The sequence below is a fragment of the Lactiplantibacillus sp. DA1 genome (assembly GCF_032681335.1).
In the GTDB taxonomy this organism is placed as follows: Bacteria; Bacillota; Bacilli; order Lactobacillales; family Lactobacillaceae; genus Lactiplantibacillus.
Genome location: NZ_JAWHTQ010000005.1, coordinates 168,496 through 184,426, shown reverse-complemented (window position 1 = coordinate 184,426; position 15,931 = coordinate 168,496). Strand labels below are relative to the sequence as shown.

10 protein-coding genes are annotated in these 15,931 nt (G+C 42.3%); 9 read left to right on the top strand and 1 reads right to left on the bottom strand.

All coding sequences use genetic code 11. The features are described 5' to 3' along the window. Positions 1-26 precede the first annotated feature (26 nt). Entirely contained in the window at positions 27-1,448 is a 1,422-nt protein-coding gene (locus RXV91_RS09430) for an SLC45 family MFS transporter (protein ID WP_316439657.1), read from the bottom strand. Between the two features lie 169 nt (positions 1,449-1,617). Here RXV91_RS09430 and RXV91_RS09425 point away from each other — a divergent pair, with 169 nt between their 5' ends. The 9 genes from RXV91_RS09425 (at position 1,618) to RXV91_RS09385 (ending at position 15,835) form a co-directional block, all read left to right on the top strand. Then, entirely contained in the window at positions 1,618-2,595 is a 978-nt protein-coding gene (locus RXV91_RS09425; protein ID WP_316439656.1) for a LacI family DNA-binding transcriptional regulator, read from the top strand. Positions 2,596-2,843: 248 nt separating this feature from the next. Further along, positions 2,844-5,060: a glycosyl hydrolase family 65 protein gene (locus RXV91_RS09420; protein ID WP_316439655.1), complete on the top strand. Its 2,217-nt coding sequence runs from the start codon at positions 2,844-2,846 to the stop codon at positions 5,058-5,060. A gap of 194 nt (positions 5,061-5,254) precedes the next feature. Beyond that, complete coding sequence (locus RXV91_RS09415) at positions 5,255-6,103, top strand: PRD domain-containing protein (protein ID WP_316439654.1); 849 nt, start codon at positions 5,255-5,257, stop codon at positions 6,101-6,103. Positions 6,104-6,273: 170 nt separating this feature from the next. Continuing rightward, positions 6,274-8,271 carry a beta-glucoside-specific PTS transporter subunit IIABC gene (locus tag RXV91_RS09410; protein ID WP_316439738.1) on the top strand — a complete coding sequence of 666 codons (1,998 nt, stop codon included), beginning with the start codon at positions 6,274-6,276 and terminating at the stop codon, positions 8,269-8,271. A 20-nt stretch (positions 8,272-8,291) separates the two neighbouring features. Further along, on the top strand, positions 8,292-9,755 hold the full coding sequence (locus RXV91_RS09405) for a glycoside hydrolase family 1 protein (RefSeq protein ID WP_011102204.1): 1,464 nt from the start codon (positions 8,292-8,294) through the stop codon (positions 9,753-9,755). Positions 9,756-9,843: 88 nt separating this feature from the next. Beyond that, positions 9,844-11,292 (top strand): 6-phospho-beta-glucosidase, encoded by a 1,449-nt coding sequence (locus RXV91_RS09400; protein WP_316439653.1) that lies wholly within the window; start codon positions 9,844-9,846, stop codon positions 11,290-11,292. Between the two features lie 246 nt (positions 11,293-11,538). Further along, positions 11,539-12,384, top strand: coding sequence for a PRD domain-containing protein (locus RXV91_RS09395; protein ID WP_316439652.1), 846 nt, complete (start codon positions 11,539-11,541; stop codon positions 12,382-12,384). 123 nt (positions 12,385-12,507) lie between these two features. Then, positions 12,508-14,382 carry a beta-glucoside-specific PTS transporter subunit IIABC gene (locus RXV91_RS09390; RefSeq protein WP_316439651.1) on the top strand — a complete coding sequence of 625 codons (1,875 nt, stop codon included), beginning with the start codon at positions 12,508-12,510 and terminating at the stop codon, positions 14,380-14,382. Further along, on the top strand, positions 14,375-15,835 hold the full coding sequence (locus tag RXV91_RS09385; RefSeq protein ID WP_316439650.1) for a glycoside hydrolase family 1 protein: 1,461 nt from the start codon (positions 14,375-14,377) through the stop codon (positions 15,833-15,835). Before RXV91_RS09390 ends, RXV91_RS09385 begins: the two co-directional genes overlap by 8 nt. Positions 15,836-15,931 lie beyond the last annotated feature (96 nt).

Here is a 15,931-nt window from a genome sequence, read left to right as displayed (position 1 = left end):
AAAAACACTCCTTAGTAAAATGACTTTTATTTAGTTGGATTCTCTGATAAATCTTCTTGAGGCTTGTCTTGCTTAATAATACTAATGGCAAGTACCGCGATGAACATTGAGATACCAGCAATAAGCATCATTCCAGGCATCGAATTACCAACGAATTTAAAGACCATAAAGCTGGCAACGGATGCGAGAATTTGTGGCAAGCAAATCGTACCGTTAAAAATTCCGATATATGAGCCCTCATTGGCACCATCTAGTGAAGAAGTAAAGATATTAAAGGGCTCGACATGTACCGTAAAGAAGCCGATACCGATTAAGCAGAATGGCGCAATTAATAGGTACTGGTTGTGAATGAAGAATACCCAAATTAGTCCCACTGCAAAACTAGCTAGGCCAAAACGATACCAAAACTTTCTCTTGTATGGATTAGTCCGTGAAAGAACCAAGAAGCCATATAGAACGGCGGCCATTGATTGAATGAAGGTCAAGATCCCATACCAATTACCAGCAGCTTGATAGCCAGCTGAGGCAGCATTAGTTGTGTGCCAAACATTTTCGGCGATGGCACCAGTAGTATAGGTCCACATATATTGAATACCAATCCAAGCAAATAGTTGAACGAGGGCGACTTCCCAGAAAGCTTTCGGGGCCTCTTTTACTAATTGCCAAATTGGTTTGGTGTGCTTATGTTGTTCAGGGTCGATGTGATGATAAAGCGCGTACGTGTCAGGGTCGTATTCTCTAACCGTATGGATGGTATATGCTGAGATGCCTAATAAAATAATGGCACCAATATAAAACGCAATTCTTACAGAAAGAGGGACAACGCCTTTTTGCGCTGTGTTTGCAACGCCAAAGTAAGTTAGGACGAATGGTAGAATAGTAGCAAGTACGCCTCCTAAGTTACTGAAGGCTTGTTGCCAAGACCACGCTTTGTCCTTCTGATTTTCATTAACCATATCCCCAATAATCATGCGGAATGGCTGCATGCAAACATTACTTGATAAATCCATAAATAAAATAGCAATAGCACCAAATAGTAATGCAGCAGTTGAAGCGTAGCCAAATCCGAATGAACCAGCATTTGGTAATAACACCATGACCAACGCCGCTAATGGTGCGCTGAATAGTAAGTAGGGCATTCTACGACCAAAACGCGTCCAAGTTCGATCAGAGTATTTACCGACTAGTGGTTGAACAAATAGCCCAGCCAGAGGTGGCAAGATGAAAAACAGCCCTAGTTTGGTAGGATCGGCACCAATGGTCTGGAATATTCGGCTCATCTGTGATGATTGTAATGAGAAGGCCATATTAACCCCACAAAAACCAAAGGTGATTGCAAAGATGGTTTTTAATGGGAGGTTGGGCAGCGAATTAGCAATAGTAGATGTCTTAGGCTTACTGGAAACATCAGCGATTGGTTTGTTCGGGTGTACTGCAGGTTGGTTCATGAGAATCCATCTCCTTAAAAGTTAATCACTTTTCAACAGGGCAATACTAGCACTTAACGTAAACGTTTACAATATTATTTTTGCGGTAAAGTAAACGTTTACTCTATAAGCGATGATTTTACAAGCTTTTAGCGCTATAATTAATTTAAATCGGAGGGGAGCTGGAAGAATGAAGCCAACAATCAAGGATATTGCCGCTAAAACTGGTTTTTCAATTGCTACTGTGTCACGAGTGTTGGCAAAAAAACAGGGTACATATAGTGACAAAACCCAGGAGCGTATTTTACAAGCTGCCAAGGAACTTGGTTATCGGAAGAATACATTAGCCATGGAATTGGTTAAAAAGAAGACGGACGTGATTGCCGTCATTGTCAATGTCACGCCCACGAATTTTTCAAGTGGAATCATTGATGGTATTCAACAGCGTGCGACTGAGATCGGGTTACAGGTTATTATTCTATATGCTGGTAATCGGAATACCGAGTTACAACATCAAGCAATTGTGACCGCCTTGGAACGTACTGTTTCAGGTATTTTGTTAATGGCGATTGAACCAGATAAAGCAGACTTACAATTATTAACAGAATCAAAGACACCGTTTTGCTTTGTTTCGATCAATCTAGCAGATGAACGTGTCAAATCTGTTAGCTCTGACAATTATCAGGCAGCCTATTTGGCGACAAAGTATTTAATTTCGCATGGTCATCGGACAATTGGCTTAGCCGGAATCGACCATTATCATACAGGTAGTCAACGGCTTGCTGGGTATCAAGCGGCATTAAAAGATTATTCGATTCATGGGCAAGCTGAATGGGTGCAACCCGGAGATTATAGTTATCAGGCTGGTTACAATGTTTTTAATGCTTATCAAGAGCTGGGCATTACTGGGGTTGTTGCAGCTAGTGATATGACGGCGGCCGGGCTACAGAAAGCTGCTCAGGAGAGTAATGTGGGGCTACCTAGGGCACTTTCTGTCGTCAGCATTGATGGAACGCTCATCTGCGATATTGCGACTCCTGCGTTGACAAGTGTTACCCAGAATTTTGTCCAGATTGGTATTGAAAGTGTTAATTGTTTGGTTGGTAAATCTGCCACGCGGTTAGTACCAGTCGCATTGGTTGAACGTGAGAGTGTTGCAACTATATAAAGCGTATTGAGAAATAGTTTTAGCTTCGCTGACCTGATAATCGGGAACTTGATTGTCAAGTCAGCGAGGCTTTTTGGTTACAGCGAGATTATTCCGTCACTTTAAATACGGTTTCATTAACGTTAGTATATTGTCGGTACTAAGCGATTGTTTTATGCGAAAAGCAGCAAAGAGATTCTCAAATCTATGAAACCGCTTTATTCCGGATGTTATACTACAGCAAATGAAGTTGAAAGTGGGGGGAGACTATGCAAATTGATAAGTTAACATTAAAAGATGTGGCAACGACGAATCGGCAGTACCTGGAGACGATTTTTGCCTTGGGTGATGGTCACATGGGTGTTCGGGACTCAGTACCGTTTACAGGTAATCAACAAGCGACACTACCAGTGATGCTCATCAATGGCTTTTATGCGACGAATCCAATCACATATGGAGAAAGTGCCTATGGATATGCGAAAAATCATCAAACGATTATTTCATTAACAAGTCCGCGGTACTTAGACTTTGCAACTGAGAAGACAAGTTCTGAGATTCCTGGTGACTGGGATATGACGGTCGACGATGCCGTGCTTGATTTTGATACGGGCGTACTAACGGAAAAGTTTCAGATTGTTATCTCCGACCACCATCATTTTGAACTGGTCGTTAAATCAATGATTGCGTTGGATAATTCGCATCAACTATTCTTGAGCTACGAACTGACTTCGCTTGATTATACGGGGATGTTGCGGTTCACGCGGCCGATTATTCATGATGTGACTGCGACGACAGCGGACGTGGACGATCCACGAGTGGCGCAACGACAATCTGGGTTAACCAACCAATTTATACAAGCTGATCGTCAGCAGCAAATAGAGTGGCAGACGTTGGTAGCTTCAACACACCAACAAATAACGCAACGGGATTGGTTGACCAGCTTTCCGACAGGCTTTGAAGTATATGGCGATCATGCCGGTTTTCATGGCAGTGGTACCATCGAAGTACAGACAACGCTGAGCTGGTCGTTTACGCGTCAAATCAGTGAAATTAATCAAGCGCTGCCGGGTACGATAACGAGTTGGACCAACGATATTGTGGCTCGTAATCGGCAGATTTTAACGGACTTTTGGCAACAGTCGCAAGTGCAAATTAGTGATAAAAAGTTACAAACTGGGATTCAATATAACTTGTTCCAGTTATTTCAATCAGCTGGTCGTAACGGGTTAACGAACATTGCAGCTAAAGGGATTACTGGACCGGGCTATGAGGGCCATTATTTCTGGGATACCGAGATGTATATGTTACCGTTCTTCATTTATACGCAGCCACAAATTGCCAAGCAACTGTTGCATTATCGGTTTAGTATCTTGCCGCAAGCTCAAGAGCGGGCGCGGAGCTTGGGTGTGACACGGGGCGCATTGTACGCATGGCGAACGATTAATGGTGAAGAAGCCAGTGCTTATTTTCCTGCTGGCACTGCGCAATATCACATCAATGCGGACATTGCGCATACGGTTAAGTTATACTTTGATGTCACTAATGATCAGGATTTCTTGCGGGAACAGGGCGCAGCGGTTGTCCTGGAAACCGCACGTTTCTGGTTGCAGTTTGGTAGCTGGCAACAGCGTGATGGCCGGTCGCAATTCTGCTTATACAAGGTGACGGGGCCGGATGAATATACCGCCTTGGTAGATAATAATTTTTACACGAATCGGATGGCTAAGGAAAATATGGCTTTTGCCGCCTGGCTACTTGAAAATCATTATATTGACGGCGATGCTGATGAGCAGACACAGTTCACAAAGGCAAGTATCAACATGTATCTACCGTATGATCAAGAACAACAAGTCACAGCACAAGATGATAATTCACCAAAGATGCCGGTATGGCCCTTTGCGACGACGGCAGCAACGCAATATCCATTGTTGTTACATTATCACCCGCTCATGATCTATCGTCACCGGGTCAACAAGCAGGCAGATACGTTATTAGCGGAAATGTTGTTTCCAGAAGATCAATCACTGGAACAATTGCGGCGAGATTATGAGTACTATGAACCAATTACTACGCATGATTCCTCTTTATCACGATCGATCTTCAGTATTTTGGCGAGCCGACTAGGTGATCATGATAAGGCGTTCAGTTATTATATGGATACATCGTTAATGGATTTGGTTGATCTACAAGGTAATGCCAAAGATGGGCTTCATGAAGCAAATCTGGGCGGCAGTTGGTTGGGATTAACGTATGGATTTGCCGGGATGTATGTCGCTGATGGCAAGTTACACATTACCAATCATTTACCATCTCAGATCGCGTATCTTAGTTTCCGGTTGCGTTTTCGCGGTCGAGTGATGGAAGTTCAATTGCAGCAAGGCTGCACTAAGGTTCAGATTATAACAGGGCACCCACTTACAATGGTGGTTGATGGGCAACGAAGAGAAATCGCGCTAGAAAGCGTAGCGAATAGTAAAAGCTCATAGCGAAATGGATTTAAAAAAATATCAAACAAATGTTGACACCGCTTACAATTGTTGCTAATATAAACAGCATAAATAAAAGCGTGTTACTGATTCGATCAGGCATAAACCTACTCATAACGGTATTCATAGTCTCTTTAGTGAGATGTGATACTCTTTAAGTAGGTTTTTTGTTTGAAATCCAGGAGGCGTGAGTGGTGAAATTTCTAAAGAACTTCAACAATAATGCCGCTTTAGTGGTGGATGATCAGGATGTTGAATGGATTGTAGTTGGTAATGGCGTGGGTTTTGGCAAGCATCAGGGAGACCAAATTGATGAACGCAAGATTCAACGGCGCTTTGTGGCGACGCTGAAACAAAATGTTGATATTGATACTTTTCAAGATTTGAAACCTCAGTCGTTTGTGATTACGACGCAAGTAGTTCACCTAGTTGAGCCATTGCTAAAAGTTAGTTTTAGTGACTATCAGTACTTTGTGCTTGCTGATCACATTGATTTTGCGTTGAAGCGGGCCAATGATGGGATTGATGTTGATAATGGTACGGTCCGCTGGGAAGTGAAAAAGTTATTTCCAAAAGAATTCCAAGCAGCGACCCAGTCAGTTGACCTAATCAATTCGACTGCCGATGTTACACTCCCAAAAAGTGAAGTGGTTTTTATGACTTATCACTTCATCAATGCCGGCTCAGATGGTTCCAAGTTGCAGGAAACGATTAAAATTACGAAATTGATCAGTGGCATCATTGATATCGTGCAATATCAATACCAGATGCATCTGGACCCAGAGTCCTTCAATTACAATCGTTTCATTGCGCATTTACGGGCACTGATGGTGCAACGCGTCAGCCGCAGTAATGGAACTGGGAGTGAATTAGATCAGTCATTACTGCAGTTGATGCAAGTAAAATATGCGCACGCCTATGCAACAGTGGAGCGGATCGATACATTTTTACAAAGTAAGGCTGGCTGGCGACTAGAGCCGGACGACAAGGTCTATTTGACTCTTCACATCTGGCGCGTCACTCACCGACAAAAAAGTGAATAAATAAGATTATTAACGGTGTGTTACTGGTTATGCAGGCATTAACCCAAATATCTTTTCTTGAGAGTAGCAGTCACTAGGGCCCTAGTGACGTGGTTTGAAGAAAGGACATTTGGGTTTTTGTTTACTCAAATTGCAATTATTGATTTATAGATAAATGAGGAGGAACAATGATGGCTTATGAAGATTTAAGTAAAAAGATTATCGCCGGAGTTGGCGGTAAGGATAATGTTAAGAGCGTGGTTCACTGCACCACCCGGTTGCGGTTTAAGCTCAAAGATGAAAGCGCTGCCCATACTGATGAATTAAAAGATACAGATGGTGTTATTACAGTTGTTCAGTCCGGTGGTCAGTACCAAGTAGTCATTGGAAATGAAGTTGCAGACGTTTATGAAACGCTCATTCGCGTCGGTGGTTTTGCCGATGGTGGTAGTGTACCTGATGATTATGAAGACGGGGAAAAGATGAGTATCTTTGACCGGTTCATCGATTTGATTTCTGGTATTTTTACGCCGATGTTAGGTGTTTTATGTGCGGCTGGGATGATCAAAGGGTTCGTTGCGATGTTTGTCGCGTTCAATTGGTTGTCAGAGAATTCAGGAACATACAAGATTCTCTACTCGATCGGTGATGGTTTCTTCTATTTCCTACCAATTGTTTTGGGATTGACAGCAGCCAAAAAGTTTCATGTTGATCAATTTGTCGGAATGGCGATTGGGATGGCGCTTTGCTATCCAAGTATTGTCGCTTTGAACAGCAGTAAGACAGTATTAAGCACGTTGTTCAGTGGTAGTATCTTTGAATCACAGATTCACGCGACTTTCTTAGGTATTCCGGTTGTGATGATGAGCTATACTTCTTCAGTAATTCCAATTATCTTGGCCGTTTGGTTTGCATCTAAAGTTCAGGCATTTGCAAAACGAATCGTGCCAACGGTAGTTAAGACGTTCTTAGTCCCATTTATTACGTTATTAATTGCAGTGCCGATTACCTTTTTAATTATTGGACCAGTTGCAAGTTGGTTAAGTGATGGTATTTCAACAGTGTGTGTTGCAATCTATAACTTCAGTCCGATCGTTGCTGGGCTTGTGATGGGTGCTTTCTGGCAAGTTTTCGTTATCTTTGGTGTTCACTGGGGGTTCGTAGCTGTTATGATGGCCAACCTAGCCTCACAAGGCTTTGACCCTATTTTAGGATTATCATTAGCCGCTTCGTTTGCCCAAACTGGAGTTGTATTAGGCATTCTATTACAAACGAAAAATCAAAAGACACGCGGTATTGCTTTACCAGCCTTTATCTCCGGTATTTTCGGTGTTACGGAGCCTGCCATTTATGGGTTAACATTGCCACGTAAGCGCCCATTTATTCTGAGTTGTGTGGCCGCTTCAATTGGTGGCGGTATTATTGGTTTTGCAGGTACAAAAATGTATATGATGGGCGGTATGGGATTATTCTCAATCCCAGCTGCGATTAATTCTAAAACTGGGGTAGACGGCTCTGTATATGGCTTAATTATTGCGATGGCCATTGCTGCAGTCCTTGGTTTTGCCCTACAAATGTTATTTGGTTACAAGAGTGTTGATAGTAATGACAAGCAAACTAAGGTCGTAGAAACTGCGGCAACGGCTGATCCAGTCATGGCTGGTGGGCTTTCAGTAGAAACAACACCAACTGGTGCAGCAACTAAAGTAGAACCAAACGTCACTTACAATGCAGCCACTAAGTTGAGTAGCCCCGAAACGGGTCAAATCATCCCACTAAGTGAAGTTAAGGATGAAGTCTTCTCATCAGGTGCAATGGGCAAAGGTGTTGCAATCGAACCAACTGATGGTGTCTTATACGCTCCAGCTGACGGCGAAGTAGCACTCGTATTCCCAACTGGACATGCCGTTGGTTTAAATACAACAGATGGTGCTGAAATCTTGATGCATATTGGAATGGATACTGTCGAATTAGAGGGCAAAGGTTTTGAAACGCTAGTTCAAAAGGGCGAGACGGTCAAAGCTGGTCAGCCGCTAGTGAAGTTTGATATTGAAGCGATTAAGGCGGCAGGGTATCCCGTTACAACGCCAATGGTTGTGACTAATTCTAAGAACTATCATGACGTTAAACTGGCTTTTCCAGCTGCTACGGAAGTTAATGCAACTGAACCATTATTACAATTAGACTAATTAAAAGGGAGTTTTCAATTATGTATTCAAAAACAATGCCAACTGGCTTTCCAAAGAACTTTTTGTGGGGCGGCGCGACTGCTGCCAACCAAGTTGAAGGGGGTTGGAACGTTGATGGGAAGGGCCTAACAACTGCTGAAGTTGTTCAGAAGGCTACTGACCGCAAAGTAATGTCGATGAACGAGGTTACTAAAGAGAGTGTCCAAGCTGCCATTGATGATCAAACGGATAAGCTTTATCCTAAGCGCCGTGGCGTCGACTTCTATCATCACTACAAGGAAGACATTAAGCTATTCGCGGAAATGGGCTTCAAGGTATACCGCCTATCCTTAGCATGGGCTCGGATCTTTCCTAAAGGTGATGAAACTGAACCTAATGAAGCTGGTTTGAAGTTTTATGACAATGTTTTTGCTGAATGTCACAAGTATGGTATTGAGCCCCTAGTGACCATTTCCCACTATGAAATGCCATTAAACCTAACATTAACGAATAATGGCTGGGCAAGTCGCAAGACAATTGCAGATTTCACTCGCTATACTGAAGTGCTATTCAAACGCTATAAAGGTGTTGTGAAGTACTGGCTAACTTTCAATGAAATTAACGCTTCAACTTGGGGGTTTACTGGTACTGGTGCAATTGATAGTGATCTAAGCTTACATGATCAAATGCAATTACGTTACCAAGCGCTACATCATGAGTTTGTTGCAAGTGCAATTGCAGTTAAGCAGTGTCACGAGATTGATCCTGAGGCACAAATTGGCTCAATGCTTGCGCGGATGCAAACTTATGCCAATACGCCTAATCCAGCTGATGTTCGGGCGGCCCAATTGCAAGATCAATTGAATCTATTCTTTACTGACGTACAGGTACGTGGTGAATATCCAGAATATATGAACCGGTACTTTGCAGAAAATGGGATTGAATTAACGATGGAAGCTGGCGATGAACAATTGTTAGCTGAAGGCAAGGTCGATTACTTAAGTTTTAGTTACTATATGACGACGATTACTTCGGCGACTGACGATGTTGAACAAGCTAGTGGTAACTTATCAATGGGTGGTAAAAATCCATACTTGAAATCCAGTGCCTGGGGCTGGCAGATTGACCCAGTTGGTTTACGAATTACCTTGAACGAGTTCTGGGATCGCTATCGGGTACCATTATTCGTTGTTGAGAACGGCTTGGGTGCCGAAGATGAAATCAGCGCCGATGGTAAGATTCATGACGATTACCGGATTGACTACTTACGTCAACATATCGAACAGATGAAAGAAGCAGTCAAGGATGGTGTTGATTTGATGGGCTACACGACCTGGGGTTGCATTGATGTCATTAGTGCCGGCACCTCCGAAATGTCTAAGCGGTATGGCTTCATCTATGTTGATCAAGATGATGAAGGTAATGGTAGTTTGAAGCGGATGAAGAAAGATTCATTTGACTGGTATAAGAAAGTAATTGCTTCGAATGGGGAAGATTTAGGATAGTTAGTAATAATTGATATTCAGACCAATGATTGTTTATACTAGGTGTAAGGGCTATCATTACTAGCTAACTAGAAAGGGTGTTGATTAAATGTCAGAGTTCCCAGAAGGATTTCTATGGGGTGGCGCGACTGCTGCCAATCAATTAGAAGGTGGCTACCAAGAAGGTGGACGTGGCTTATCGATTGCGGATGCTTTACCAGGTGGCAAAGATCGATTTAAAATCGTGAGTCAACCAGATTTTGACTGGACGATCGATACAGATAAGTACACCTATCCAAATCATGAAGGTATTGATTTCTATCATCATTACAAAGAAGATATTGGACTGTTTGCCGAAATGGGTTTCAAGTGTTACCGTTTCTCAATTGCATGGTCACGAATTTTTCCAAACGGTGATGAAACGCAACCTAACGAAGCCGGATTAAAGTTTTATGATGATGTGATTGACGAATGCTTGGATAATAATATTGAACCAGTGATTACAATCTCACATTATGAATTGCCATTGAACTTGGCCAAACGGTATGGTGGCTGGAAAAACCGGTACTTGATTGAATTCTACGAAACTTTTGCGCGGGCCATTCTAACGCGTTATGCTTCAAAGGTTAAGTACTGGATGACCTTCAATGAAATCAATAGCGCGGCACATTTTCCAGTGATGGGACAAGGCTTAGTTCCATCGACCGGTGCCGATGATAAAAAGAACGTCTTTCAGGCTTGGCACAACCAATTTGTTGCCAGCGCCAAGGCTGTTAAAATTGCGCACGAATTACGGAAGGATATTCAGGTTGGCTGCATGATCCTCTATGCTACTAGTTATGCTTATGATTCGAATCCAGTTAATCAGCTGGCTAATTTGCAGCATAATCAAGATTTCAACTTCTTCTGTGCGGATGTTCAAGTGCGTGGGGCTTATCCGACCTATACCAAGCGACTGCTGGCTGAATATGATCTGACCTTTGATGATCTGGAAACCACGGATGGCGACTTGGCATTACTACAACAATATCCAGTTGATTATATTGGGTTCAGTTATTACATGTCGAGCGCGGTGGAAACCACGGGTAGTGTAACCGATACTGTTGCTGGCAACCTGATGGGCGGCGTCAAGAACCCATTCTTGAAGGCGAGTGACTGGGGTTGGCAGATTGACCCAACCGGGTTACGGATTGCGTTAAATGAGCTATATGATCGCTATCAGAAACCGTTGTTTGTGGTTGAAAATGGCCTAGGTGCGATTGATAAACCTGATAAGAATTTCTATGTTGAAGATGATTATCGCATTGATTATCTGAAGCAACATATTGAAGCGATGGCTGGTGCCATTGATGATGGCGTCGATTTGATGGGCTACACACCATGGGGTTGCATCGACCTTGTTAGTGCATCAACTGGCGAGATGAGTAAGCGGTATGGCTTTATTTACGTGGACCTAGATGATCAGGGCCACGGGACGTTGGCTCGCTATCCCAAGAAGTCGTTCTACTGGTATCAAGATGTGATTAAGCATAATGGGTTAGCGAAGAAATCTGAGTAGTTGAAATGCAATTAGTGATATCTAACAGCGATATATCATTGCTGAGATGATAGAAATTGGCATTTAACGCTTGCAATCGTTTTCCGAAACCGCTATACTAGCTAATTGTAAATGAGGATTGTTACCGCTAACATCAGCTAGTGGGCAAAACCTAATTAATCGATTGTATTCGTGATTGATAGCACGGATGCAGTGGGTTATTAGGTTTTTTTCTTTATTTAGGTATGAGAGTCGAGGAGCGTGCGCATGCGAATCAAAAAGGTTTTTAATAATAACGTCCTGTTGGCTGAAAAAAACGGACGGGAAGTTGTCTTAATTGGTAAGGGAATCGGGTTCAAAAAGCATACTGGTGACGATGTTGAGCAACAACAGATTACTAAGATTTATACGCCAGAAGGAGATAATTGGATTAGTAATTTCCAAAGCTTGATGGGAGATATTGAACCGGAATATTTTGAAGTTGCTTCGCAAATTATTGAGTTGGCAGAACAACAATTGCAAACGACCTTTAATGTTTATTTGTTGATTTCATTGACTGACCATATTCACTTTGCTGTCTATCGGCACCACCATCAGATGGATATTCATAATGAAATCTTGTGGGAAACTAAGCGAATTTATCACCGTGAGTTTCAAGTCGGTATGCAAGCATTGGCACTGATTAAAAAGCATTTTGATGTGACGTTGTTGGAAGACGAAGCTGGATTTATTGCAATGAAGTTTGTTGAGAATAGTATGGCTGACTCTAACACTGATCAAACACTTGCAATGACTAAGTTGATTAATGATATTTTGAATATTGTTAAGTATCAGCTGTCATTAACGATGCCAGATGAGAGTGTTAGTTTGCAACGATTTTTAGTTCATCTACGCTTTTTTGCGGAGCGCTTAACGCTGAAACGACCTGATCAATCACAAGGGGCAGATGATGATTTCTTATTTGAACATTTATCTAAGCAATATCCGCGAGCCTTTGCCTGTGTCCAAAAAATCGCTGTTTTTGTGAAGAAGTCGACGGAACAGACTGTTTCGGTGAATGAGCGTATTTACTTAATCATGCACATTCAACGGATGTTGAACGAGAATCAATAATATTTTTGGGATTGTAACTATTCGATTAGGCAAAACCCAAGTAGCAACCGGTCAACCTATATTTTTAGTGTTGATAACGGGCCTACTTGGGTTTTTGTTGTTTTATAAGGGAGGAAAAAGGGTATGGATTATTCAGAATTAGCACAATCAATTCTTACCAATATTGGTGGAAAAGATAATATTAGTAAAGCATGGCACTGTGCGACCAGACTACGTTTCAACTTAAAGTCAACGGACAAAGCGAACACTGAGGCGATTGAAAACTTAGATGGTGTCATTACGGTTGTTCAAAGCGCAGGCCAGTATCAAGTTGTTATTGGTAATGCTGTGGCAAAGGTCTTTGCCGCTTTAGCAGATTTAGCAGGATTAGCAAATCCTGATACGACGGCTGATGCAGCTACTACAACGGAAGATACGGGTGAAAAGCAAAACATCATTAATCGGTTTATTGCTTTTATCTCCGGAATCTTTACGCCGTTTTTAGGTGCTTTGGCTGGTGCTGGTATTTTGAAAGGGTTGCTAGCTTTAGCGGTTGCTTTTAATTGGATGTCAACGACTAGTGGGGCTTATAAGATTTGGTATTCTGCTGGTGATGCTATTTTTTACTTTTTACCTGTCTTTCTAGCATTTACTGCTGCTAAGCAGTTGAAGGTTAACCAATTTGTAGCGGTGTCACTTGGTGCAGCTCTGCTATACCCAACTTTAGTAACTGTTATGACGAATTCAACAACACTACATTTCTTTGGTATTCCGGTGGTTCCAACAACATACACGTCAACGGTTATCCCAATTCTGCTGGCAGTTTGGGTATTGTCGTATTTAGAGCCAGTACTGGACAAGCTATTTCCAGCGGCAATTCGGAATATTTTCGCGCCCCTCTTTTCATTAATTATCATGGTGCCATTGACGCTGTTAGTTGTCGGCCCAATTGGGGGACTCATTGGTAATGGATTAGCAAGTGGTGTTATGGCAATTTATAACTTCATGCCAATTGGTGCTGGTGTTATCATGGGTGCCTTCTGGCAAGTCTTTGTTATCTTTGGTGTACATTGGACGTTCGTACCATTGATGATGAACAATATTGCTAAGATGGGCTATGACCCGTTGTTACCAATTCTTAGTGCGGCCGTATTATCACAGGCTGGTGCTGCATTAGCTGTTTTTTTGAAGTCACGAGATCAAAAAATGAAAGCATTAGCAGGGTCTTCTTTTGTCACAGCATTGTTTGGAATTACCGAACCGACGATTTACGGGGTAACGCTTAAGTTAAAACGACCATTCTATTGTGCCGTTGTGGGTGGTGCCCTTGGTGGTGCAATTATTGGCGCCGCTGGTACGCACGCTAGCTCATTTACACTCCCTAGTTTATTAGCGGTACCAACTTTTCTAGGACATGGGTTTATGGGTGAAGTCATTGGATTGATTGTAGCATTCTTAGGTGGTGCGATCTTAACGTACTTCTTTGGATTCGCTCGTCAACAGCAGGCTGATCACTCAGTAGTAAGTGATCAAAGTGATAACACAGTAATGGCTCCGGTTGAAGGCACAATTATTCCATTGACTAGCGTTCATGACGAAGTATTTGCGTCTGAAGCAATGGGCAAAGGATTAGCCATTGTCCCAAATAAAGGGACGGTCACAGCGCCCGTTGATGGGACAATTACGGCAGTATATCCCACTGGTCATGCGATTGGAATTACGGCCAATAGTGGTGCTGAAATTCTGATTCACATTGGTATTAATACGGTTCAATTAAATGGTCAATACTTTGAAACAATGGTTAAGCAAAACCAAGTAGTTAAACGTGGTGATTTATTAACTAAATTTGATGTGGATAAGATCAAAGCGGCTGGTTACGATACAACTGTCATGGTCATTATTACGAATACGGCTGACTATCAAATGGTCAAGCCAACTGATGCGACGGAGGCTAGTGATAATTGGATTTTAGAATTACAACCTAAGGAGATCATGGAAGGAGCACCAGCTAATGTATAAACCAACTTATCCTAAAACGTTCCCTAAAGACTTTTTGTGGGGCGGAGCGACAGCAGCTAACCAAGTTGAAGGTGCTTGGAATGAAGCAGGTAAAGGCCTGACAACGGCAGAAGTAGTGAAAAAAACGACGGATCGCAAGCATATGTCAATGGATGATGTAACGATATCTTCAATTCAAACGGCGCTGGATGATCAAACTGATACAATGTATCCTAAGCGTCGAGGTGTTGATTTTTATCATCATTATAAAGAAGATATCAAACTATTTGCTGAGATGGGATTTAAAGTTTATCGTTTCTCTATTGCTTGGTCGCGATTGTTTCCAAAAGGTGATGAACTCGAGCCAAATTCAGATGGACTTGCTTTCTATGATCGAGTCATTGATGAATTACGACGCTATCACATTCAACCATTAGTTACACTGTCACATTATGAAATGCCCATTGGATTAACGCTTAAGCAAAATGGGTGGGCCAGCCGGTCAACCATTGCCGATTTTAATCGGTTTACTGAAGTCGTTTTTAAACATTTTAAAGGTCGCGTTCCGTATTATTTAACTTTTAATGAAATTAATACCGGAACTTGGGGGTTTCATGCCACTGGGGCTGTTGATACTGAGAATTCGGCGCATGATCAGATGCAGTTACGTTACCAAGCGCTGCACCATCAATTTATCGCTAGTGCACTGGCTACCAAACAATTACATGCTATTGACCCGGATGCTAAGATTGGGTCAATGCTGGCAAGAATGCAAACTTACCCAGCGACACCTAATCCTGCAGATGTTCAGGCTGCTCAAGTGGAAGACGATAAGAACTTATTCTTCACGGATGTTCAAGCTCGGGGGGAATATCCAGAATTCATGAACCGTTTTTTTGCAGAGAATGATATTCAACTTCAAATGGCACCAGATGATCAGACGATTTTAGCGAAGTATCCGGTTGACTTTATTAGTTTTAGTTACTATATGACAACGGTAACTCAAGCTGATGCGCCTGAACAAGTGAACGGTAATATGGCTACCGGTGGTCGTAATCCTTACCTTGAGGAATCCGATTGGGGTTGGCAAATTGATCCGGTGGGGTTGCGAGTGACACTGAATGAGATGTGGGATCGTTATCGTAAGCCATTGTTTGTTGTTGAAAATGGGCTAGGCGCTCTAGATCAATTAACAACTGATCAACAAGTGCATGATACGTATCGGATTGACTATTTACGTAAACATATTGCGCAAATGAAAGCTGCAGTTCAGGATGGCGTACAACTAATGGGCTATACGATGTGGGGGCCAATCGATTTGATTAGTTTTTCTACCTCAGAGATGTCCAAGCGATATGGTTTTATTTATGTTGACCAGGATGATGCTGGTAAGGGAAGTCTGAAACGTTATAAGAAAGATTCATTTTACTGGTACCAGAAGGTCATTAAATCTAATGGTGAAGATCTAGCTTAATTAGTTAATGATGGTGAATTTACGTGATATAAGAACTGACTTGCCGCTGGTGTGATCAACTGATGGGAAATGATACTGTTAGCATCCACCCAGTTT

Excerpts from the sequence above, each read along its gene's own strand:
- RXV91_RS09430 (WP_316439657.1), bottom strand. The coding sequence starts at position 1,448 with ATGAACCAACCTGCAGTACACCCGAACAAACCAATCGCTGATGTTTCC.
- RXV91_RS09425 (WP_316439656.1), top strand. The coding sequence starts at position 1,618 with ATGAAGCCAACAATCAAGGATATTGCCGCTAAAACTGGTTTTTCAATT.
- RXV91_RS09420 (WP_316439655.1), top strand. The coding sequence starts at position 2,844 with ATGCAAATTGATAAGTTAACATTAAAAGATGTGGCAACGACGAATCGG.
- RXV91_RS09410 (WP_316439738.1), top strand. The coding sequence starts at position 6,274 with ATGGCTTATGAAGATTTAAGTAAAAAGATTATCGCCGGAGTTGGCGGT.
- RXV91_RS09405 (WP_011102204.1), top strand. The coding sequence starts at position 8,292 with ATGTATTCAAAAACAATGCCAACTGGCTTTCCAAAGAACTTTTTGTGG.
- RXV91_RS09400 (WP_316439653.1), top strand. The coding sequence starts at position 9,844 with ATGTCAGAGTTCCCAGAAGGATTTCTATGGGGTGGCGCGACTGCTGCC.
- RXV91_RS09395 (WP_316439652.1), top strand. The coding sequence starts at position 11,539 with ATGCGAATCAAAAAGGTTTTTAATAATAACGTCCTGTTGGCTGAAAAA.
- RXV91_RS09390 (WP_316439651.1), top strand. The coding sequence starts at position 12,508 with ATGGATTATTCAGAATTAGCACAATCAATTCTTACCAATATTGGTGGA.
- RXV91_RS09385 (WP_316439650.1), top strand. The coding sequence starts at position 14,375 with ATGTATAAACCAACTTATCCTAAAACGTTCCCTAAAGACTTTTTGTGG.